The organism is Kitasatospora sp. NPDC097691 (assembly GCF_040302665.1).
Taxonomy (GTDB): domain Bacteria; phylum Actinomycetota; class Actinomycetes; order Streptomycetales; family Streptomycetaceae; genus Kitasatospora.
This window is the reverse complement of sequence record NZ_JBEORY010000069.1, coordinates 19,004-40,961: the sequence shown is the minus strand read 5'-3', so window position 1 is coordinate 40,961 and position 21,958 is coordinate 19,004. Positions and strand designations below refer to the sequence as shown.

The 21,958-nt window shown below is 72.7% G+C and carries 19 protein-coding genes and 2 riboswitches; of the genes, 9 read left to right on the top strand and 10 right to left on the bottom strand.

All coding sequences use genetic code 11. The annotated features are described in order from the left end of the window. The first annotated feature begins 61 nt into the window (after positions 1-61). From ABTY56_RS33380 to ABTY56_RS33355, 6 genes are all read left to right on the top strand, one after another. A complete protein-coding gene (locus ABTY56_RS33380) occupies positions 62-943 on the top strand; it encodes a double zinc ribbon and FHA domain-containing protein (RefSeq protein WP_502893240.1) in 882 nt (293 codons plus the stop codon). A gap of 179 nt (positions 944-1,122) precedes the next feature. Continuing rightward, positions 1,123-1,818: a transcriptional regulator FtsR gene (gene ftsR / locus ABTY56_RS33375; protein ID WP_350633130.1), complete on the top strand. Its 696-nt coding sequence runs from the start codon at positions 1,123-1,125 to the stop codon at positions 1,816-1,818. Positions 1,819-1,915: 97 nt separating this feature from the next. Then, positions 1,916-2,392, top strand: coding sequence for a bifunctional nuclease family protein (locus ABTY56_RS33370; RefSeq protein ID WP_350633126.1), 477 nt, complete (start codon positions 1,916-1,918; stop codon positions 2,390-2,392). A gap of 223 nt (positions 2,393-2,615) precedes the next feature. Next, on the top strand, positions 2,616-3,257 hold the full coding sequence (locus ABTY56_RS33365) for a MerR family transcriptional regulator (protein ID WP_350633125.1): 642 nt from the start codon (positions 2,616-2,618) through the stop codon (positions 3,255-3,257). 111 nt (positions 3,258-3,368) lie between these two features. After that, complete coding sequence (locus tag ABTY56_RS33360) at positions 3,369-4,079, top strand: SanA/YdcF family protein (protein WP_350633129.1); 711 nt, start codon at positions 3,369-3,371, stop codon at positions 4,077-4,079. 67 nt (positions 4,080-4,146) lie between these two features. Next, positions 4,147-5,610 carry a DNA polymerase IV gene (locus ABTY56_RS33355; protein WP_350633124.1) on the top strand — a complete coding sequence of 488 codons (1,464 nt, stop codon included), beginning with the start codon at positions 4,147-4,149 and terminating at the stop codon, positions 5,608-5,610. 169 nt (positions 5,611-5,779) lie between these two features. On the opposite strand, the gene ABTY56_RS33350 is transcribed toward ABTY56_RS33355, so the two are convergent. Further along, complete coding sequence (locus tag ABTY56_RS33350) at positions 5,780-7,276, bottom strand: MFS transporter (RefSeq protein WP_350633123.1); 1,497 nt, start codon at positions 7,274-7,276, stop codon at positions 5,780-5,782. 254 nt (positions 7,277-7,530) lie between these two features. Continuing rightward, positions 7,531-8,628 carry a PRC and DUF2382 domain-containing protein gene (locus tag ABTY56_RS33345; RefSeq protein ID WP_350633122.1) on the bottom strand — a complete coding sequence of 366 codons (1,098 nt, stop codon included), beginning with the start codon at positions 8,626-8,628 and terminating at the stop codon, positions 7,531-7,533. 223 nt (positions 8,629-8,851) lie between these two features. Then, positions 8,852-8,954, top strand: a riboswitch (glycine riboswitch). 1 nt (position 8,955) lies between these two features. Then, positions 8,956-9,088, top strand: a riboswitch (glycine riboswitch). A gap of 104 nt (positions 9,089-9,192) precedes the next feature. On the opposite strand from ABTY56_RS33345, the gene gcvP reads away from it, so the two are divergent. After that, the gene (gcvP, locus tag ABTY56_RS33340; protein WP_350633121.1) at positions 9,193-12,093 is read left to right on the top strand and encodes an aminomethyl-transferring glycine dehydrogenase; all 2,901 of its coding nucleotides are present in this window, start codon (positions 9,193-9,195) and stop codon (positions 12,091-12,093) included. Positions 12,094-12,214: 121 nt separating this feature from the next. Here the strand turns inward: gcvP and ABTY56_RS33335 are convergent, their stop codons facing one another. Both ABTY56_RS33335 and ABTY56_RS33330 read right to left on the bottom strand, forming a co-directional pair. After that, positions 12,215-12,406: a DUF5999 family protein gene (locus tag ABTY56_RS33335; protein ID WP_030256473.1), complete on the bottom strand. Its 192-nt coding sequence runs from the start codon at positions 12,404-12,406 to the stop codon at positions 12,215-12,217. A 465-nt stretch (positions 12,407-12,871) separates the two neighbouring features. Then, on the bottom strand, positions 12,872-13,444 hold the full coding sequence (locus ABTY56_RS33330; RefSeq protein ID WP_350633120.1) for a hypothetical protein: 573 nt from the start codon (positions 13,442-13,444) through the stop codon (positions 12,872-12,874). 381 nt (positions 13,445-13,825) lie between these two features. On the opposite strand from ABTY56_RS33330, the gene ABTY56_RS33325 reads away from it, so the two are divergent. Further along, complete coding sequence (locus ABTY56_RS33325; protein WP_350633119.1) at positions 13,826-15,331, top strand: glutamate-cysteine ligase family protein; 1,506 nt, start codon at positions 13,826-13,828, stop codon at positions 15,329-15,331. Between the two features lie 140 nt (positions 15,332-15,471). After that, positions 15,472-16,260 carry a CPBP family intramembrane glutamic endopeptidase gene (locus ABTY56_RS33320; protein ID WP_350633118.1) on the top strand — a complete coding sequence of 263 codons (789 nt, stop codon included), beginning with the start codon at positions 15,472-15,474 and terminating at the stop codon, positions 16,258-16,260. On the opposite strand, the gene ABTY56_RS33315 is transcribed toward ABTY56_RS33320, so the two are convergent. The 6 genes from ABTY56_RS33315 to ABTY56_RS33290 all read right to left on the bottom strand — a co-directional run bounded on the left by ABTY56_RS33315 (position 16,238) and on the right by ABTY56_RS33290 (position 21,934). Beyond that, a complete protein-coding gene (locus ABTY56_RS33315; protein ID WP_350633117.1) occupies positions 16,238-16,774 on the bottom strand; it encodes an HAD domain-containing protein in 537 nt (178 codons plus the stop codon). The two genes, ABTY56_RS33320 and ABTY56_RS33315, sit on opposite strands and share 23 nt — an antisense overlap. Before the next feature lie 99 nt (positions 16,775-16,873). Beyond that, positions 16,874-18,142, bottom strand: coding sequence for an MFS transporter (locus ABTY56_RS33310; RefSeq protein ID WP_350633116.1), 1,269 nt, complete (start codon positions 18,140-18,142; stop codon positions 16,874-16,876). A gap of 101 nt (positions 18,143-18,243) precedes the next feature. After that, positions 18,244-18,945 carry a dienelactone hydrolase family protein gene (locus tag ABTY56_RS33305; RefSeq protein WP_350633115.1) on the bottom strand — a complete coding sequence of 234 codons (702 nt, stop codon included), beginning with the start codon at positions 18,943-18,945 and terminating at the stop codon, positions 18,244-18,246. 53 nt (positions 18,946-18,998) lie between these two features. Next, positions 18,999-20,411 carry a sugar porter family MFS transporter gene (locus ABTY56_RS33300; RefSeq protein ID WP_350633114.1) on the bottom strand — a complete coding sequence of 471 codons (1,413 nt, stop codon included), beginning with the start codon at positions 20,409-20,411 and terminating at the stop codon, positions 18,999-19,001. A 118-nt stretch (positions 20,412-20,529) separates the two neighbouring features. Then, entirely contained in the window at positions 20,530-21,249 is a 720-nt protein-coding gene (locus ABTY56_RS33295) for an FMN-binding negative transcriptional regulator (protein WP_350633113.1), read from the bottom strand. Between the two features lie 13 nt (positions 21,250-21,262). Then, positions 21,263-21,934, bottom strand: coding sequence for a pyridoxamine 5'-phosphate oxidase family protein (locus ABTY56_RS33290; protein ID WP_350633112.1), 672 nt, complete (start codon positions 21,932-21,934; stop codon positions 21,263-21,265). Positions 21,935-21,958 lie beyond the last annotated feature (24 nt).

The following is a 21,958-nucleotide window of genomic DNA, read 5'->3' as shown; positions in this document are numbered from 1 at the left end:
CCTGTCCGAGGTTCTCACCCTGCCCCGCGGGCGGGTCTGTCACACGCAAGGGGATTCGCCCGTGAGTTTCTTCTCGAAGTTGTTCGGTCGTAACAAGGACAACGGCGCGGCCGCCGTGGAGGCGCCGACCGCGCGGCACCGCCGGTCGGAGGACGAGCCCGCCGTGCCGGGCATGCGACCCGCTCCCGAGGCCGCGCCGTACGCCGGCCAGCAGCTGTTCCGGGACGGCGGCGCCGCCCAGTACGCCGGGAATCCGGCGGGCTACGGCGCGTCGGTTGACCCCTCCGGCGACCCGCGCATAGGTTTCCCGTCAGCACCCTCAACCTCTGGTGGAGGGTTTGCCCCGGACCCGTACGCCGGGCACAACCCGTCGGGTGTGCCGCGCCAGGAGGCTGTGAACATGGCTGGCTCCTCTCCGTGCCCCAGGTGCGGCAACCAGAACCCGGCCTCGGCCCGGTTCTGCTCCAACTGCGGTACGGCGCTGCGCGGCGGCCTGCTGCCGGAGGCGCCGGCGGAGACCACGTCGACCATCTCCATCTCCGGCCTGGAGTCGTACGACCCCAACACCACGACCGGAACCGGTGCCACGCCGGCCCTGTCGGCCGAGGTGCTGTCGGCGATCGACGCGCTGCCGCCGGGCTCGGCCCTGCTGATCGTGCAGCGCGGCCCGAACTCGGGCAGCCGCTTCCTGCTGGACTCGGACATCACCACGGCGGGGCGCCACCCGCAGGGTGACATCTTCCTGGACGACGTGACGGTCTCTCGCCGCCACGTGGAGTTCCGCCGCACCCCGGCCGGCTTCAGCGTCGCGGACGTGGGCAGCCTGAACGGCACCTACGTGAACCGGGAGCGGATCGACGAGGTGTCGCTGAACAACGGCGACGAGGTCCAGATCGGGAAGTACCGGCTGGTGTTCTTCGCCGGCCACAACCGGGGGTACTGAAACCAACGTCGGCAGGAGCCCGAGTGAATACGAATACCCCTTCCTCTTCTCTCGGGGCGGCCACCCCAGCTCCGTCCGGTCCGCAGGCGGACCGCGGCGGGCGCGGGGTGGTCGCGGGCCCCAGGCAGCCGGTCCGCACGGACCGGCCCGCCGGTCGGCGCCGCGGCGGTGACGAACTGCTGAGCATCGGCGCGGTGCTGGCCTTCCTGCGCGACGACTTCCCCGAGGTCACGATCTCCAAGATCCGCTTCCTGGAGGCGGAGGGGCTGGTCGAGCCGCAGCGCACGCCCTCGGGGTACCGCAAGTTCAGCCCGGCCGACGTCGAGCGGCTGGCCTACGTCCTGCGGATGCAGCGGGACCACTACCTGCCGCTGCGGGTGATCCGCGAGCACCTGGACGCCATCGAGCGCGGCGAGAGCCCGCCGGCGCTGCCCGCCCCGACCGACAACCGGCCCGGCCCGATGGAGGAGGCGGACCGCGAGCTGGTGGCCTCCGCCGACGTTCCCTCCGGGGTCCGGTTGGGGCGTGCCGAGCTGCTCGCCGCCGCCGAGGCCGGGGAGCGGGAGCTCGTCGAGTGGGAGTCGTACGGGCTGGTCGCGCCGGGCCCGGACGGCGGGTACGACGGCGAGGCGCTGCAGGTGGCCCGGCTGGTCGCGGAGCTCGGTCGGTACGGCCTGGAGCCGCGGCACCTGAGAGCCATGAAGGCGGCGGCCGACCGCGAGGTCGCGCTGGTGGAGCAGGTGGTGGCGCCGCTGCGCCGGCACCGGAACCCGCAGACCAGGGCCCATGCCGAGGCCACCGCGCGGGAGCTCGCGACGCTGTCGGTACGGCTGCACGCGGCCATGGTCCAGGCGGGTCTGCGGACCCGCGGGTAGGCTCCCGGGCAGCCTCCGGGCGCCGGTGGCACCGCGCTGACCAGCGGCGTCGGCTCTGCGCTTTCATATCCGGGATCGGAGCCATAGGGTTGCCTGTGTGAATGAGCTCGACGTCGTGGGTGTCCGAGTGGAGATGCCTTCCAACCAGCCGATCGTGCTGCTGCGGGAGGTCGGGGGAGATCGCTACCTGCCGATCTGGATCGGCCCCGGCGAAGCGACCGCGATCGCCTTCGCCCAGCAGGGCATGACGCCGGTGCGCCCGCTGACGCACGACCTCTTCAAGGACGTCCTGGAGGCGCTCGGCCAGCATCTCACCGAGGTGCGGATCACCGATCTGCGGGAGGGTGTGTTCTACGCCGAGCTGGTGTTCGCCGGCGGGGTCGAGGTGAGCGCCCGGCCGTCCGACGCGATAGCGCTGGCGTTGCGGACCGGTACGCCGATCTACGGGAGCGAGGAGGTGCTCGCCGAGGCGGGCATCGCGATCCCGGACGAGCAGGAGGACGAGGTCGAGAAGTTCCGGGAGTTCCTCGACCAGGTGTCGCCCGAGGACTTCGGGGGCGGCGGCCCGCAGTAGTGGGGACCGGCTGAACGGCCATTCGGCTCATCGTTTTGCCAAAAACCGTCGACCTACCCAGACTAGGGGCACGAAAAACCACTCTCCTGAGTGATGTGGTTTGTCTGGCCCGGCGTGGCGATCGTTGACGGGTCATAGGGGACTGCCTACCGTCAGGAGTGGCTGTCCGGGTGGCCGATGCCCGCAGTCGGGTTGCCCGCAGCACGAGTGGACGGAGGCAGGCATGAGCAGCACCGGCGATGACGCCGTGGGAGGCCTGTGCGCCGTGCACGTGCCGCGCACCGCCCGTACCGTCGCGGACCTTCCCCGGGTGAGCAGGTTCCCCGCCGTACAGCCGGGGCAGCCGGCCATCGAGCGGCTGGCCCCGACGTCCGAACTGATCGGCTTCCGCGGCCCGACGGCCTGCGCGGCGGCCGGCATCACCTACCGCCAGCTGGACTACTGGGCCCGCACCGGGTTGCTGGAGCCCAGCGTCCGGACGGCCTACCCGGCGACCAGCCAGCGGCTCTACAGCTTCCGCGACGTCCTGCTGCTCAAGATCGTGAAGCGGCTGCTCGACGCGGGCGTCTCGCTGCAGAACATCCGGGTGGCCGTCGCCCACTTGCAGGCCGCCGACCAGGGCGACCTCGCCGGGATGACGCTGATGTGCGACGGCGCGACGGTGTACGAGTGCGCCACGCCGCAGCAGGTGGTGGATCTGCTGAAGGGCGGTCAGGGGGTCTTCGGTATCGCGGTGGGAGCGGTCTGGCGGGAGCTGGAGCTCACCCTCGGGCGGCTGCACGCGGAGCGCACGGACACCGGCGAGACCCTGGTCGGGCAGGACCCGGCCGACGAACTGGCCCAACGGCGCAACCGGGCGGTCTGAGCATCGATTCGACGGGGCCGCGGGCCCGGACGGGGAACCGTTCGGACCCGCGGCCTCGTCGTGTTGCCTGGCGAAACGATCGAGGGAGGGCACGTGCGGGTCGGCACGGGGATGGCGGAGCTGCTGCGGCGCAGGGCCGCGCTGCTGGGAGCGCGGCTGCGGCAGCGGGGGACGCAGCGCAGGGTGTTCCAGGTCGGGACGCTGCTCTGCTCGCTGGCACTGGCCCCGAGCGCCTGGGTGTGGCTCTCCGCGGGTGAGCGGGTGGGCACGGTGGAGAGCGCGCCGTCCGCGCCGGTCGCGGTGGTCTTCGGGGCCGGGCTGGACCAGGGCAAGCCCTCGCCGTACCTGGAGCACCGGCTCGTCGCGGCGGTGGACCTGTACCGGGAGGGCAAGGTGCAGGCGATCCTGGTGACCGGGGACAACGGGCGGACCGAGTACGACGAGCCCGACGCGATGTTCACGTACCTGACCACGCACGGGGTGCCTGCGGAGCGGGTGGTCCGGGACTACGCGGGCTTCGACACCTGGGACTCCTGCACCCGGGCGCACCGGATATTCGGGGTGGACCGGGCGGTGCTGGTCAGCCAGGACTTCCACGTCCGGCGGGCGCTGGCGCTGTGCGAGGCGGCGGGCATCCGCTCGTACGCGGTCGGGGTGCCGGAACTGCACGACGAGACCTGGCTGTACGGCGGGTTGCGGGAGGTGGCCGGGGCGGGCAAGGCGGCGGTCAACGCCTGGCTGCGGCCGGACCCGGTGTTCCTCGGGCCCAAGGAGGACGGCATTCCGAAGGCGCTCGCGGACGCGGCGAAGAAGCAGCCGTAGGCGGCTGCCCGCAGGGCGCCCGGCCGGGTTCGTACGCACTGTCGGACCCGTACGCGATGATCGGCGGGTGCGATCACTGCCGAGCATCATCCACCTCGACATGGACGCCTTCTTCGCGGCGGTGGAGCAGGCGGCCAAGCCGAGCCTGCGCGGCAAGCCGGTGATCGTCGGTGGGCTCGGCGGGCGCGGAGTGGTCTCCACGGCCTCGTACGAGGCGCGGAAGTTCGGGGTGCACTCGGCGATGCCGATGGCGCAGGCGCGTCGGCTCTGCCCCAACGCGGCCTTCCTGTCGGGCCGTTTCGAGGCCTACCGGCAGGTCAGCGAGATCGTGATGGGCCTGCTGAGGGAGCTGTCGCCGCTGGTGCAGCCGCTCAGCCTGGACGAGGCCTTCGTGGACCTGGAGGCAGGCCCGTACGGCCCGGTGCTGGCGGAGACGGACCACGAGACCGGCGAGCGGCTGGTGCTCGCGCTGGCGGAGGACCTGCGGGCGGACATCCAGCGGCTCACCGGGCTGACCGGCTCGGTCGGCGCGGCCGGCTCCAAGCTGATGGCCAAGATCGCCTCCGAACAGGCCAAGCCGGACGGCCTGGTGCTGATCGAACCCGGTCAGGAGCGGGCCGTGCTCGGGCCGATGCCCGTACGGGCGCTGCCGGGGATCGGGCCGGCCACCGAGCAGGTGCTGCGGCGGGCCGGGCTGAACACCGTGGCCGACCTCGCGGAGGCGGGCGAGGCGGAGCTGGTGCAGCTGCTCGGGCGGGCGCACGGCGCCGGGATCCACCACATGTCGATAGGGCTGGACGATCGGCCGGTGGTGGCCGACCAGGACGCCAAGTCCGTCTCGGTGGAGGACACCTACGAGGTGGACCTGGCCGACCGGGACCGGGTGCTGCGCGAGGTGGAGGCGCTGGCCGCCCGGTGCGTGCGGCGGCTGCGGGCGGCCGGGCGCTCGGGGCGGACCGTGGTGCTCAAGGTCCGCCGGTTCGACTTCTCGACGCTGACCCGCTCGGAAACGCTCGGCGGGCCCACGGACGACGAGGCGGTGATCACCGCGACCGCGCGCCGACTCGCCGAGCAAGTGGACATCACCGGCGGGGTCCGGCTGCTCGGTGTGGGCGTCGCCCAGCTCGCCGACTACACCCAGGAGGACCTGTTCGCGCAGGCCCTGCGGGAGGAGGCGGCGGAGCACGCCGAGGCGGCGGCCGAGGCCGAGCAGGCCGAGGAGGAGCCGGAGGCCGTCGTGGTCCGGCGCTGGATGCCCGGACAGGACGTCCGGCACACGGAGTTCGGGCCGGGCTGGGTGCAGGGCAGCGGCGTCGGAAGGGTCACCGTACGGTTCGAGACGCCGTGGAGCGGGCCGGGGCGGGTGCGGACCTTCGCGGTGGACGACCCGGCGCTGGAGCCGGCCCGGCCGCTGTCGCTGCGCCGGGACCCGGACGTTGATCCGGATGCGGACCCTGCTGCGGGCGAGGACCCGGGCGCGGGCGCGGGTCCGGGCGCGGGCCGGGCCGACGGGGTGGACGAGCGGGGCTGAGAGCGGGCGCGGGCGAGCGGGCCGAGACACGAAAACGGCCCCACCCGGTGGGGGAGTACCGGGTGGAGCCGCATCACCGTGCCGGACTCCGTACGTTCGTGATGCCCTCGCGACGTACGGAGACCGGGCCCCCGCGCCCTGTCCCTGAGCGCGGGGGCCGGACGCCTCGTCAGGCGTCGGTCTTCACCAGCTTGTCGCTGGAGTCCTGCTGGGCCGAGCCCTCGACGACGGTCAGGGGAGCGGCCGGCTTGACGGTGCGGATCAGGAACGGGACGACACCGGCGACGGCGCAGACCACGGCCGCCGTCCAGAACGCGTGCTTGTAGGCGTCCAGGGTGGGCAGCAGCAGCGGGATCTGCGGCGGCAGCTTCATGGTGTCGCCGGTCAGGATGGCGGCCATGACGGCGGTGCCGATCGCGCCACCGACGGTGCGCAGCACCGAGTTCATGCCGTTGGCGATGCCGCTCTGCTCGACCGGCACGGCGCCGTTGATGTAGGCCGGCATCGCGGCGAACGCGAGGCCGACGCCGAGGCCGAAGATCGCCGAGGCGGTGTAGATGTCACCCTCGTGGCTGTGCCGCAGGGCCAGGTAGGCCATCGCGATGGCGCCGAGGACGCCACCGAGGACCAGCGGCAGACGCGGACCGCGACGGGCGATCAGCACCGCGCCGAGCGGGGCGGCCACCATCGAGCCGATCGCGGACGGCAGCAGCATGACGCCGGCGTGCAGGACGGTGGCGGTGAAGCCGTAGTGGGTCAGCTTCTCCGGGGTCTGGGCGAAGTTGCTGATGACCATGAAGGAGCCGTACATACCGAAGCCGATGAGCAGGCCCGCGGTGTTGGTGAAGGCGACGGCCGGGCGGGACATCATCTTCATGTCCACCAGCGGGTGCGCGACCTTGGTCTCGATGATGCCCCAGACCAGGGCGACGACGGCGGCGACGGCGAACAGGCCGAGGGTCTTGGTCGAGGTCCAGCCCCAGTGGTTGCCCTGGCTGACCGCGACCAGCAGCGCGGAGAGCCAGCCGGCCAGGGTGATCGCGCCGAGCGGGTCGGCGCCGCCCTCCTTGTCGGTGACCGGGTCGGACGGGACGCGGATGGCGACCAGGGCGACGGCGATCAGGCCGAAGACCAGGCCCATCCAGAAGATCGACTTGTAGTTCCAGTGCTCCAGCAGGAGACCGGTGGCGACCAGGCCGAGGCCGGAGCCGACGCCCATCGAGGCGCTGATGGCGGCGACGCCGCCGGTCACCTTCTGCTTGGGCAGCTCGTCGCGGACGATGCTGATCGCCAGCGGCATCACGCCACCGCCGGCGCCCTGCAGGACGCGGGCGACGACCAGCCAGGTGAAGGAGTGGGTGCTGACCGCCAGCGCCGAACCGGCGACCAGGCCCGCCAGCGAGATCAGCAGCATCGGCTTACGGCCCCGGAGGTCGCCGAAGCGGCCGAGGAGGGGAGTCAGCACGGCGGCGGAGAGCAGGTTGGCGGTCATCAGCCAGGTGATGCTGGAGGCCGAGACGCTCAGTTCCTTGGCCAGCGAGGGCAGGATCGGGACGACCGCGGTCTGCACCACGCTGAACGACAGCATCGCCAGGATGAGGGCCGGCAGGACCCGGGCGCTGCTCTGCTTCTCGGCCGCGGTGGTGGGCTGGGATGCCTCACTCACGGTTGCTTCCTCCCGTACATAGTGAATGAACTGAAGTAACCATGCAGGGAGATACTTCAGAGTGTCAAATATCGAGTGGTTAAGCTTTGGCAAAGGGGGAGGGGCGGGGGTCTGTCGGGCGCCTGCGGCGGGCCGGGGGCGGGGTGCCGGGTTGGGCTGTGGAGGCCGTGGCGCGTGGGTGATGGTGAGGCCGGGGCTTGGGCATGCGGAAGGGCCCCGGCCAGGGGTGGCCGGGGCCCTTGACGGGGTGTGGGTCAGACGAGGGGGCGCATGGCGGTGGGGCGGGAGGTCTCCGGGGCGGGCGCGATCGACGACGGCTGCGGGTCCTCGGCGGGGGTGTCGTCGTGGACCTCGACGTGCTCGCGGCGGACTTCGTCCCGGATCACTTCCTCGGCGGTGTAGCGCTCGACGACGAGGCGGACGCGCTCGATGGGGGCGAGGTGCTTGTGCACCACCGGGCGCTCCTCGCGGAGGGTGACCTCCTCGACGGCCTCGGCGATCTCCTTCTCGGTGAGGGAGGCGCGCTCGGCCTCGCCGACCGGAATCCGCTCGACCCGGACGCGCTCGCGGACCACCGGGACGCGGCGCTCGATCTGCTCGGTCGTCACGTACTTGCGCAGCTTCGCGGTGCCCACGGTGTGCCACTCGGTGCTGACGTCCAGCCGCTCCTCGCGGCAGGTGACCTCGATCGGGTCTGTGGGGGCGGGGGCGGCGGCGCCCACGGTGCTCTCGGCGGGCTGCGGGTGCGGGTGCGGCTGCGACTGCTGCTGCGGCTTCGGCTCGACGGGAGGCGTGACGGCGGGAGCGGGAGCAGGAGTGGGGGCGTGAGCGGGTGCGGGGGCGCTGAGGGTGCGCACGTGGGCCTCCGTGGCGGTGCTGGTGTTGATCGGGGCGGGCTCGGGGGAGTGCAGGGCGAGCGGCTTGGTGACGGCTGCGGCCGCTGCCGCGGGCACGGCGACCGGGGCCGCCGAGCCGGTGCCGAAGTCGAGGTCGGACTGGGCGGCGTGGCCGCCGTCGTCGTCGGCCGGGTCGTCGCTCCCCGGGGTGTCGAGGCCGTAGTAGCGGTAGAGCTGGAGCTCCTGGGCGGGGGACAGGTGCTGGCCGACACCGAAGTCCGGGGACTCCTTGACCAGCGACTTGTCGTACGGGACCCGGAGCTCTTCGCCGGAGAAGTCGCTCGTGGTGAGCGGGACGAAGGCGTCCCGGCCGAAGATGCCGGTCCGGACGGCGGCCCACTCGGGCCGGCCGGTGGCATCGTCCAGATAGACCTCGTCGACCGTACCGATCTTGTCTCCGTTGCGGTCGACCGCCTTGTGGCCGATGAGGTCCCGGGGGTCGATGTCGGTCTGCACTCTTTCCTCCAGGGCGCTGGGCCTGCGGAACCCCCGCAGGAAGGCGGCCGGAGCACCCGTTCCGTCCGCCACTCCACACCAAATGCCATGAATCGGACGGGCGCGACCGGGGTGCGCCGGACGGGCTGTGGGCTGGGCCGTCCGGGGGACGCGCGTAGACCCGGCGTGACCTGAAGCACCCGTGATCGGAAGGCCTCCCGCTGGTACCCTGGGCGGCGACCGCAGAGCCCGCTCGGGAGAGTCTCCGCCGCGAAAACCGCTGGTCGGAGCGCCGAAGGAGCAACTCCTCCCCGGAATCTCTCAGGCATCCGTACCGTGTGGGGTAGGTCACTCTGGAAAGCAGGGCAGGAGTGTCGGCACGGAAGCCGGCGACCACCACCCTCACCGACGGTGCAAGCCGACGGAGCGCCCACGGCGCGCCGTGCGGGCGAAGCTCTCAGGTCCCGATGACAGAGGGGGAGGCCTGTCGGGTTCGCCCGCCACGGCTGATTTCGCTGTCCGCAGCGGGAAGGTCGGCCGGCGTGCGTACCCCCGCCGGTCCGTGACCAGGAGGCCTCGACCACCATGAACGCCCAGCCGAACGCGGGACGCCCCACCGGCGCCTCGACCCTCACCGAGCTTGAGCTGGCCAGCCCCTTCGAGAACCGCCACATCGGCCCCGACGCCGCCGCGCAGGAGAAGATGCTGGCGTCCGTCGGCTACGGCTCGCTGGACGAGCTCGCCGCCACCGCCGTGCCCGAGGCGATCCGCTCCATCACCGGCCTGGACCTGCCCGCCGGCCGGTCCGAGGCCCAGGTCCTCGCCGAGCTGCGTGAGCTGGCCGGCCGCAACCAGGTGCTTCAGCCGATGATCGGCCTGGGCTACTACGGCACCTTCACCCCGCCGGTGATCCTGCGCAACGTCATGGAGAACCCGGCCTGGTACACCGCCTACACCCCGTACCAGCCGGAGATCTCGCAGGGCCGCCTGGAGGCGCTGCTCAACTTCCAGACCCTGGTCTCCGACCTGACCGGCCTGCCGACCTGCGGCTCCTCGCTGCTGGACGAGGGCACGGCGGCCGCCGAGGCGATGGCGCTGGCCCGCCGCGTCACCAAGGTCAAGGGCGGCGTCTTCCTGGTCGACGCCGAGACCCTGCCGCAGACCACCGCGGTGATCCAGACCCGCGCGGAGCCGACCGGTGTCGAGGTCGTCGTCGCCGACCTGTCCGCCGGCATCCCGGCCGAGATCGCCGAGCGCGGCGTCTTCGGCGTGCTGCTGCAGTACCCGGGCGCCACCGGTGTCGTCCGCGACCTCACCCCGGTCATCGAGCAGGCGCACGGCCTGGGCGCGATCGTCGCCGTCGCCGCCGACCTGCTGGCGCTGACCCTGCTGAAGTCCCCGGGCTCGCTGGGCGCCGACATCGCCTGCGGCACCTCGCAGCGCTTCGGCGTGCCGATGGGCTTCGGCGGCCCGCACGCCGGTTACCTGTCGGTGCGCGCCGAGTACGCCCGCTCGCTGCCCGGCCGCCTGGTCGGTGTCTCGGTCGACTCCGACGGCAACCGGGCCTACCGCCTGGCGCTGCAGACCCGTGAGCAGCACATCCGTCGCGAGAAGGCCACCAGCAACATCTGCACCGCCCAGGTGCTGCTCGCCGTGATGGCCTCCATGTACGCCGTGTACCACGGTCCGGACGGCCTGGCCGACATCGCCCGCCGCACCCACCGCTACGCCGCGGCCCTCGCCGAGGGCCTGCGGGCCGGCGGCGTCGAGCTGCTGCACGGCGAGTTCTTCGACACCGTCACCGCCGTCGTCCCGGGCCGGGCCGCCGAGATCGCCGCGGCCGCCCGCGCCAACGGCGTCAACGTGTACCAGGACGGTGCGGACCGGATCTCGGTCTCCACCGACGAGACCACCACCCGCGAGCACCTGGCCGGTGTCTGGGCCGCCTTCGGCGTCCCGGCGGTCGAGGTCGCCGAGGCCGCCGACGCGCTGCCGGCCGCGCTGCTGCGCGAGGACGAGTACCTGACCCACCCGGTCTTCCACAGCCACCGCTCGGAGACCGCCATGCTGCGCTACCTGCGCCGCCTGTCGGACCGGGACTACGCGCTGGACCGGGGCATGATCCCGCTGGGCTCCTGCACCATGAAGCTCAACGCGACCACCGAGATGGAGGCCGTGACCTGGCCGGAGTTCGGCCAGCTCCACCCCTTCGCGCCGATCGACCAGGCCCAGGGCTACCTGACCCTGATCCGCCAGCTGGAGCAGCAGCTGGTCGAGGTGACCGGCTACGACGCGGTCTCGATCCAGCCGAACGCGGGCTCCCAGGGCGAGCTGGCCGGCCTGCTGGCCGTCCGCGCCTACCACCACGCCAACGGCGACACCCAGCGCGACGTCTGCCTGATCCCGTCCTCGGCGCACGGCACCAATGCGGCCTCCGCCGTGATGGCCGGCATGCGCGTGGTCGTGGTGAAGACCCTGGTCGACGGCGACGTCGACGTCGAGGACCTGAAGGCCAAGATCGAGCAGCACCGCGACAACCTCTCGGTGCTGATGGTCACCTACCCGTCGACCCACGGCGTGTACGAGACCGAGATCACCCAGATCTGCGCGATGGTGCACGAGGCCGGCGGCCAGGTCTACGTGGACGGCGCCAACCTGAACGCCCTGGTCGGTCTGGCCAAGCCGGGCAAGTTCGGCGCGGACGTCTCGCACCTGAACCTGCACAAGACCTTCTGCATCCCGCACGGCGGCGGCGGCCCGGGCGTCGGCCCGGTCGCGGTGCGTGCCCACCTGGCGCCCTACCTGCCGAACCACCCGCTGCAGGAGGAGGCCGGCCCGGCCACCGGTGTCGGTCCGATCTCGGCAGCCCCGTGGGGCTCGGCGGCGATCCTGCCGATCTCCTGGGCGTACGTCCGGCTGATGGGTGGCGAGGGCCTCAAGCACGCCACCCAGGTCGCGGTGCTGAACGCCAACTACATCGCCAAGCGCCTGGCGCCGCACTTCCCGGTGCTCTACACCGGCCCGGGCGGGCTGGTCGCGCACGAGTGCATCATCGACCTGCGCCCGCTGACCAAGGAGACGGGCGTGACGGTGGACGACATCGCCAAGCGCCTGATCGACTACGGCTTCCACGCGCCGACGATGTCCTTCCCGGTGGCCGGCACGCTGATGATCGAGCCGACCGAGTCCGAGGACCTGCACGAGATCGACCGTTTCTGCGACGCGATGATCGAGATCCGGGCCGAGATCGACAAGGTCGGCTCGGGCGAGTGGGCCGCCGACGACAACCCGCTGCGCAACGCCCCGCACACCGCCGCCGAGCTGGCGGGCGACTGGGCACACGGCTACTCGCGGCAGGAGGCGGTCTTCCCGGCGGGCGTGAACCCGGCGGACAAGTACTGGCCGCCGGTGAGCCGGATCGACGGCGCGTACGGCGACCGCAACCTGGTCTGCTCCTGCCCGCCGCTGGACGAGTACGGCGTCTGACGGATCCGGTCGCCACGGCGACCGGACGGACGGCAGGGCCCCGGCGGAACTCTCCGCCGGGGCCCTGCCCGTACTGCGATCGATTCGGCGGCCGCGCCCGCCGTACGGTCGGACCGCGCGGTCAGGCCGCGTGGGCGACGGGGCGGCGCGGGGCGATCACCCGGCCGTCCGGCAGCAGCTCTCCGGTGTCCTCGAACAGGACGACGCCGTTGCAGAGCAGGCTCCAGCCCTGCTCCGGGTGGCAGGCCACCGACACGGCCGCTTCGCGGTCCTCGGACTCGGCCGATGGGCACTCAGGACGGTGCTGGCACATACGTACCCTCGCTTCGCTCTGCGATCCTCCCCGTGGTGCGGTCGCCGGAGGTCGTGCCGTCCGGAGGCCGCCGCGGTGGTCGGATCCTGTCCGCACGCCGACCAGGTGTTGACCGGCGCTCAAGTGGGTAGGACAGGTGGTCCTTCCACGCTGGTTCCCAGTGTCGGCATCTGCGGACGTGCCCGCAGGGATTTCGTGACATGCGCCACAACTCCCGGGCAGAGATCACCCGTTCAGGTGGGGCCGGGGGGAAATCGCGCACCGGTGGATCAGGTGAGGGATGGCCCGATCGGGCCATGGCGGGTGCCCCGTTCGGGTGGCACCCATCTGCCGGCCGGTACGGAGCCCGTTCGGGTGACGCGCTCCGGCCCGGGGCGCGGGGCATGGTGGAGGACCGGCGGGCACGCGGGCATGGCGGAGGGCCGCCGGGCGGGTGGTCCGGCGGCCCGTGCGGATGCGGGTGGTTCAGGAGGAGCCGAGCAGCAGCGGCCTGACGAGCGGGGCCCTGGCGAGCAGCGGCAGGAGTTCGGCGGCCGGGTAGGCGCGGTGGGCGGTGACGCCGAGCGGGGCCGGGGCGAGCGGGATCAGCAGGTCGGCGGCCGGGCCGGTGTCGGGGCTGTGCAGCCAGAGCGCCGTCGCGTACTGGCCGGGGAAGGTCAGCAGCCGGGGCTGCTGGCGGATCCGGGAGCTCTGGGCGAGCTGCCAGGCCTCGCGCAGCGCCCGGACCGTCGAGTCGAGGTAGGGGCCGGCGGTGAAGTGCGAGAAGGTGTGGCCCTCGACGGCCTGTACCACCTCGGCGGCGGCGGCCACGTCGGCGCCGTCCTTGATCAGGAAGCGCCACCCGGTGCGGCGGGCGGCGGGGAGTTCGGGGCGCGGGCCGTCCAGGACGTGCACCGCGAGCGGATGTGCGGGGACCAGGGGGCCGGCCGGATGACGCAGCGCTGCGGCGGCGGGCTGGCGCAGCGCGGTCTCCGAGTCGAGTGCGCCCAGGACCGCGCGCAGGGCGCTCGGCGGGGGCTGGGGGGTCTGCAGAGTCATGGCGGGGTCCGCCTCTCCAAGCGAGATCGGCGTGCGAGTGCGGCATACCGGCATGGCGCGGCGCGTCAACGGCGACGGGGCCTGGCCGTGTCCGGTTGTCAGGATCGCGGTGCCGGCGCGGTCGCCGCCGTCGACGAGGGGTTTCGGGGCGGGAGCCGACCGGCCGGAGGGCTGTGCGAATTCCATCGAACAGATGCGCAGGGTGATCTGTTTATCACAGGCGGTGGCGCCGGGCAAGTCTGCAGATGGTCTGATATTCCGTCAGTTGCCTTGCATTGCAAGCCAGTACAAGCATTCGGGTATCGATCTTCGAGGTGGGCATGATGCTTCCACGGTCGGTCGGCCGGGTGGCTCAACGGGGTGTCTCAGAAGGAGGGGACCGTGGGCGAGAAGGTCGTGGCGACTCGGGCGGATCTGGCGGACCGGCAGCTCTACCGGCGCAAGCTCCAGGCCTGTCAGGAGGCACTGGGACGGATGCTGCGGGAGGACCGCTTCGACCGGCCGCGGGCGGTGATGGGGCTGGAGATCGAGCTCAACCTGGCCGACGAGCAGGGCCTGCCGGCCATGAACAACGCCCAGGTGCTGAGCGAGATCGGCTCCAGCGACTTCCAGACCGAACTGGGCAAGTTCAACATCGAGGTCAACATCACGCCGCACCGGCTCTGCGGCCACGTCTTCGAGGAACTGCGCGAGGAGATCGACACCGGGCTGCGCTACGCCGACCGGCGGGCCGCCGAGGCGGGCGCCCGGATCGTCATGGTGGGCATCCTGCCGACCCTGGAGCACGCCCACACCGGGCTCGACTCGATGAGCCACAACCAGCGGTACAGCCTGCTCAGCGACCAGATCCTGGCCGCGCGGGGGGAGGAGATCACGCTCGACATCGAGGGCGTGGAGCACCTCCAGCTGGAGTCCATCACCATGGTCGCCGAGGCCGCCGCGACTTCGCTGCAGTTGCACCTCCAGGTGACCCCCGAGCGGTTCTCCTCGGTGTGGAACGCCGCCCAGGCGCTCTGCGGGCCGCAGCTCGCGGTGGGCGCGAACTCCCCCTTCCTGTTCGGGCGGGAGCTGTGGAGGGAGACCCGGCCGGTGCTTTTCCAGCAGGCCTGCGACACCCGTTCGGCCGAGCTCAAGGCGCAGGGCGTACGCCCCATCACCTGGTTCGGCGAGCGCTGGGTGGACTCGGCGTACGACCTGTTCGAGGAGAACCTGCGGTACTTCCCCGCGCTGCTGCCGATCTGCGACGACGAGGACCCGCTGAAGGTACTGGCCTCGGGCGGCGCTCCCAAGCTCGCCGAGATGCGGCTGCACAACGGGACCATCTACCGCTGGAACCGGCCGATCTACGACATCGCCGGCGGGGTGGCCCACCTGCGGGTGGAGAACCGGGCGCTGCCGGCCGGGCCGACGGTGGCCGACACGCTGGCCAACGCCGCCTTCTACTACGGGTTGGTGCGGGTGCTCGCCGAGCAGCCCCGGCCGGTCTGGACCCGGCTGCCGTTCGAGCGGGCGGACGAGAACTTCCGGCAGGGCGCGCGGTACGGCATCGACGCGGTGTTCCAGTGGCCGCGCCCCGGGCGGGCCGGGCGCGGCGGTGGGCTGCAGACGGTGTCCGCCGTCGACCTGGTGCTGGGCGAGCTGCTGCCGATGGCCTACCAGGGTCTCGACGAGTGGGGCGTGGAGCCCGCCGACCGCGACCGCTACCTGGGCATCATCGAGCAGCGCTGCCTGCGCCGCACCAACGGCGCGGCCTGGCAGAGCGCGACCTTCCACCGGCTGCGCGAGCAGTACGGGATGGACCGGCCGACGGCGCTCGCGGCGATGACCCGGCGCTACGCCGAGTACATGCGCGGCGGGGAGCCGGTCCACACCTGGCCGGTGGGTTAGCCGCCGCGCACCCGGCCGCCGGAGCACGTCCGGTGACGGGACCGCACCTGGCCGGTGGGTCGGCCGGGCCGCTGTGTCAGGATGATCGCTCCGGCGGTCGGCCGACGGCCGGAGCGACCGCCCCGTCCGCTGGAGCCCCCGTGACCACCCGCCCGACCGCGCCGGAGACCGAGCAGCTCACCCGCCGGCTGCTCGGGGCGGAGCTGCTGATCGTCCTCGGCCTCTCGCTCGGGGCCAGCGGGATCGGCGCGCTGATCAGCTTCGCCGGCTCGCTCACCGAACCGATCAAGCTCGGCCAGCAGGTCGCCACCCTGAACGGTTCGCGGGCGCCCGGGCGGCCCTGGCTGGACCTGGTGTGGCAGTTGTACTACATCGGGCGCGGCCTGATGCCGGTCGTGCTGGTCGGCTACCTGCTGGTGCGCGAGGGCGTCGCGCTGCGGGTGCTGGGCTTCGACCTCGGGCAGAAGCTGCGCGACCTCGGCCGGGGCGCGGCCGTCGCGGCGGCGATCGGCGGCTCGGGGCTGGCGCTGTACCTGGCCTCGCAGGCGGCCGGGTACAACCTGACGGTGGCGCCCTCGGGGCTGCCGGACGTCTGGTGGCGGGTGCCGGTGCTGGTGCTGTCGGCCTGGCAGAACGCCATCCTGGAGGAGGTCGTCGTCCTCGGCTACCTGCTGCGCCGGTTGGGACAGTTGGGCTGGTCCTGGCCGGCGGCGGTGGCGGCGAGTTCGGTGCTGCGCGGCTCGTACCACCTGTACCAGGGGGTCGGCGGGCTGGTCGGCAACATGGTGATGGGCGCGGTGTTCTGCCTGCTGTACCGGCGCTGGGGGCGGGTGATGCCGCTGGTGGTGGCGCACGCGCTGATCGACACGGTGGCCTTCGTCGGCTACGCGCTGCTAGCCGGGCACGTCAGCTGGCTGCCGACCCCCTGAACGCCCCGATCCGGAGTGCGCGCCCGCGCGGCGGGCGGGCGAGCAGCCGGTCGACGTGCCGGCGCTCCAGACCCTGGCCGGGGTCGATCGGCAGCAGCAGGCGGTCGCGGCGCCAGCGGGACCGGCGGACCAGCCGGGACGGGATGACGTCGTCCACCCAGGCGAACGGACGGCCTCCGGCGTGGCGCAGCAGCGGGGCCCACTTGGCCGCGGAGAACAGCTCCATCAGCGGGACGCGCGGGTCGCCGGGCTGTGGGACGTAGCCGCTGAAGCGGACCACCGGGAGCGGGTCGAGCCCGATCACCGGGGTGATGTGGGTGTTGGCGTGGTCCTCCCAGGTGGTGGCCCAGACCAGGTCGTACGTTCCGGCGAGTTCGCGCAGCCACTCGCCGTGCCGGGTGGACAGCAGGACGGTGTGGCCGAACAGGGCGTGGGTGTCGAAACCGGTGTCCGGATGCGGGCAGACCGGGTTCAGGACGCCGTCGACGTCCAGGAACAGCAGTGGCTTCGGCACCGGTGGGCCCCCAGGGCGGTCGTGTCTCCTACCCGCTCGGACGAACCATCCGTCCCACCGGTTGCGCCCCGGTGGGCGCACGCAGGGCGCACAGGGGGCTCACGGCGCGGGTACGGGCTCGGTGGCGGGCACCCGTGCGTCGGTGGTGCCCCGGCGGGTCAGCCGGCGTACCTGCGGGTCCAGCAGGACCGCTGCGCTGAGTACCAGGCAGGCGACGGCGCAGGTCCAGAGCGCACCGCCGAGGCCGAGCGCCACGGCGGCCGGGCCGGCCAGCGCGGTGCCGACCGGGGCCAGCGAGTAGGAGCCGAGCTCGTCGTACGCGGAGACCCGGGAGAACATCTCCTCCGGGATCTCCTGCCGGAGCGCGACCATCCAGTTGACGCTGAAGACGGTGACACCGACACCGGAGAGGAACATGGCGACGACCAGCAGCGGCAGCGGCGCACCGGCGGCGAGGGCCAGCGCGGGCACGCCGAACAGGAACACCCCCCAGTTGCCGACCAGCAGGATCCGGCGCGGCCGCCAGCGCGCCATCAGCAGGCCGGTGGCGACCAGGCCGACGCCGTAGGCGGACATCGCCAGGCCCCAGGCGCCCGCGCCGCCGAGCCGCTCCTTGGCGATGGCCGGCCCGTAGACCGACTCGACCGCGCCGATGCAGGCGACCAGGACGGAGAACTGCAGGACGACCACCCAGAGCCAGCGGCGGGAGGCGAACTCCCGCCAGCCCTCCCGCAGGTCGCGCAGCATGCTGCCGCCCGAGGGGGCGGGGGCCTGCTCCGGCTCCAGGAAGAAGCGCAGCGCGGCGGCGATCAGGAAGCAGAGGGCGTCCAGGGCGAGCACCCAGCCGGGGCCGAGGGCGGCGGTGAGGGCTCCGCCGAGGGCGGCGCCGCCGATCTGGGCGGCGTTCTGGCCCATCCGGAAGACCGAGAAGGCGCGGGCCGCGTGCTCCTGGGGGACGGCCTGCATGATCATGCCGCCGGAGGCGGGGGAGTAGAGCGCGTAGCCGGCGCCGCCTGCGGCGGAGAGCAGCAACAGCTGCCAGAGTTGCGCGTGCCCGGCCAGGACCAGCGCGGCCAGCACGGCCTGGGAGGCGCCGCTGAAGACGTTGGCGGCGACCATGATCCGGTGTCGGGGGAGGCGGTCGGCGAGGGCTCCGCCGAGCACCAGGAGCAGCACGGTCGGCAGCAGCCGCGCGGCCGTGACGTAGCCGACCTCGGTGGTGGTGCCGCCGTTGCCGAGGACGGCGAAGGCGGTGGCGATGGGGGCACCGGCGTTGCCCAGGCCGCTGATCACGGTGGCGGCGGTCTGGATGCGGAAGTTGCGGCTCGCCCAGGCGAGGCGGCGGGGGCGTGGGGGTGGGGTCGGCACCCGGCGACTATGGCCGGAGTTCGTACAGGTGTCCATCGAGTTTGCGCACCTGTCGCGCCGGCCTGCTCGGCCGGGGCGATGTCGGGGTGGCCCCGGGGGAGTCAGCCGAGGTGACCCCGGAGGAAGGTGAGGGTGCGGCCCCAGGCGATCCCGGCCTGGAGGGGGTCGTAGGTGCCGAGCGGGTTCTCGTCGTTCATGAAGGCGTGCCCGGCCGGGTAGAAGTGGACCTCGGGGCGGATGTCGGTGGCCTCGCCGATCCGGATCGCGGCCTCGTCCACGGCGGCCATCGGGATCGAACGGTCCGACTCGCCGAAGTGGCCGAGGACGTGGGCGGTCAGGCCGCGGTAGTCGAAGTCCGGGTCCGGCGGGAGGCCGTAGAAGGGCACCGCGGCGGCCACCCGGTCGCCGGCCCGGGCCGCCAGCAGCAGGGCGAAGCCGCCGCCCATGCAGAAGCCGACCACCCCGACGGCGTCGCCGACCACGCCGTCCAGTGAGAGCAGGTGGTCGACGGCCCCGGAGAGGTCCTCGACGGCCCGCTCGACCGGGAGTTCGCGCTTGAGCCGGGCCGCCTCGGTGCTGTCGTGGGTGGTCGCGCCGCCGAACAGGTCGGGGGCGAGGACGGTGAAGCCCTCGGCGGCGAAGCGGTCGGCCATGGTGGCGACGTGCGAGGTGAGCCCCCACCACTCCTGCACCACCACCAGGCCGGGCCCGACGCCCTGCGGAGGTCGGGCCAGGTACCCGTGCGCGGTGCGGCCGTTGCTCGGGAAGGTGACGTTCTGCCGGGAGCCGCCCTGGTCGGACATGGCTTCCTCTCGGTGGGTCGGGCCGCGTGCGGCGGGGTTCGGTGCGGGACGGGTCAGCCCATCTCCTCCAGGGCGCGGCCCTTGGTCTCCTTGATGCAGAAGACCACGAACGGGATGGAGAGCAGCGCGAAGACCGCGTAGATGACGTACGTCGCCGAGAGGTTCCAGTCGGCGAGGTCCGGGAAGCTGACGGTGATCGCCCAGTTGGCGATCCACTGGGCCGAGGCGGCGACGGACAGGGCGAGCGCGCGGATCCGGTTCGGGAACATCTCGCCGAGCAGGACCCAGACCACGACGCCCCAGGAGAAGGCGAAGCAGAACACGAAGACGTGGGCGGCGACCAGGGCGACGGTGGCGTGGGTGTTGTCGAGGGTGGCGTTGTCGCCGGTGCCCTGCCGGTAGGAGAACGCCCAGGCCGCCGTACCCAGCGCGAGCGCCATGCCGGCCGAGCCCGCCAGCGCGAGCGGTTTGCGGCCGATCCGGTCCACCAGCACCATCGCGACCACCGTGCCGATCACGTTGATGATCGAGGTGGAGAGACTGATCAGCAGCGAGTTGGACTCGTTGATGCCGACCGACTGCCAGAGGAAGGACGAGTAGTAGAAGATCACGTTGATGCCGACGAACTGCTGGAACACCGAGGCGCCGATACCGACCCAGACGATCGGCAGCAGGCCGAAGCGGCCGCCGAGCAGGTCCTTGAGCCGGGGCTTGTGGGTGGACTCCAGCACCGCGCGGATCTCGGCGACCCGCGCGTCGAGGTCGACGTCCTCGCCCTCGACCTCCACCAGCACCTCGCGGGCCCGTGCCTCGCGGTGGTCGGCGATCAGGTAGCGCGGCGACTCCGGGATCGAGAGTGCCATCAGGCCGTACACCAGGGCCGGGACGGTCTCGACACCGAGCATCCACTGCCAGGCCTGGATGCCGCCGAGGTGACCGGTGGACTCGCCGCCCGCGGCCTGGTTGAGCGCCCAGTTGGCGAGCTGGGAGACGGTGATGCCGAGCACGATCGCCATCTGCTGGAAGGAGGCGAGCCGGCCGCGGTAGGCGGTCGGCGCGACCTCGGCGATGTAGGTCGGCGCGATCACCGAGGCGATGCCGATCGCGACGCCGCCGACCACGCGCCAGGCGGCGAGGGTCTCGATGTTCGGCGGGAACATCGAGCCGATGCCGCTGGCCGCGAACAGCACGGCGGCCAGCAGCATCGTGCGCACCCGGCCGAAGTGGTCGGCGAGGCGGCCGGCCACGACCGCGCCGGCCGCCGAGCCCAGCAGCGCGATCGCCACCACGAAGGCGGTGGTGCCGTGGCCCACCCCGAAGTGCTTCTGGATGCCCGTCACCGCACCGTTGATCACCGCACTGTCGTAGCCGAACAGGAAGCCGCCCATGGCGGCGGCCGCCGAGATGAACACCACGTGGCCGAGGTGGGCCTCGCCGCCCACCCGTCGGCCGTTGGCTGTGGACACGCGCGCTCCCCGGGGTGGACGGGCCCGCTCTGACGGCGAGTGGGCAGGGCTCGTGTCACATTGGAGCAGCGCCGGGGTCGCGTTGCCCGTGTTGCGCAGCCGAACGGGTGACGCGGAGTCAGCCGGTGGTACGTGGCGCGGTGGTGCGCGGGTCGTCGGCGCGCGGTGGGGTGGTGCGTGGCGCGGTGGTGCGCGGCGCGGTGGTGCGTCGCTGGTGACGGCGGAGCAGCTGGGTGCGGGCGGCGGCGTACTGGTCGCGGCCGCGCCCGCCGCCGTCCGCCCGCTCGGCGAGCCGGTCGGCCATCGCGTGCTGCGCCTCGACGGGCTTCTTGTCGTCGTACTTGAACTTGGCCCGCACCTCGTTCACCGTCAGCCGGAGCCCGCGCAGTCCGGGCAGCTGCCGGGCCAACTCGCCGTCACCGGGCACCACTCGGACCTCCGGCGTCTCGGGCTGGAAGTGCGCCAGCTGGCGGTTGAGGATCTCCGCCTTGCCTGCGGCGGACTCCACGACCTCGGCGGTGCAGTGGAAGTGCACCGAGGCGTAGTAACTGGTCGGTGTGCCGGGGGCGCCGCGCCAGTGGCCCGGGGCGAAGGCGTAGCCGTCGGTGACCGCGAGGGTGACCCTCGGGTCGGCCCGGACGGCGGCCAGCAGCGGGTTGGGTGCGGCGAGGTGGAGCAGGATCTCGCCGCGCTCGGCGTCCAGCAGGAAGTGCGTCGGGACGAGCACCGGGCCCTCACCCGGGCCGCCGTTGGCGGCGAGCAGGCCGAAGTCGCGGCCCTCGGCCAGCCAGGCGCGCCACTCGTCCTCGTCGCCGCGGTCCCAGGACCTGATCAGCATCGGGTGCTCCTCGTCAGCGGGGGTAGCCGCGCAGGTGCGCGGGGCGCGGGATGGTGCGGTCGTCGTGCGGGACGGGCGTGCCGTGCACGGTGGTGACCGGTATCAGGCCGGACCAGTAGGGGAGGTCGACGTCCGCCGGGTCGTCGCCGGCGTCGTCGTCGCGGGTCTTGGCCGAGACCTCGTCCAGCTCCAGCCGGAGGACGGCGGTCGCGGCGAGCTCCTTCGCGTTGGCCGGGCGGACCTCGGCGGAGCGGCCGGGGATCGCGTGGTCGACCAGGGCGGCCAGCGCGACGTCCAGCTCCTCGGGGTCGGTGACCTGGTGGGCGGTGCCGTGGGCGACGACCGAGCGGAAGTTCACCGAGTGGTTGAACGCGGACTTGGTCAGCACCAGCGCGTCGACCTGGGTGACGGTGACGCAGACCGGCATGCCCTGCTCGCCGGAGGCGCCGCGCATCGGACGGCTGCCGGTGGAGCCGTGGACGTAGAGCCGGCTGCCGACCCGGGCGTAGATCGTCGGCAGGACCACGGGCGCGCCGTCGGCGACGAAGCCGAGGTGGCAGATGTAGGCGCTGTCGAGGATGGCGTGGATCGCCTCCTGCTCCCAGGTGGCCCGGTCCTTGTAGCGGGTGGGCGTGGTCCTGGGGGTACGGGAGTAGGTCGGCGAGCCTTCCGTGCTGTCTGACATGACATCCTCTATGTACTAGTGCAT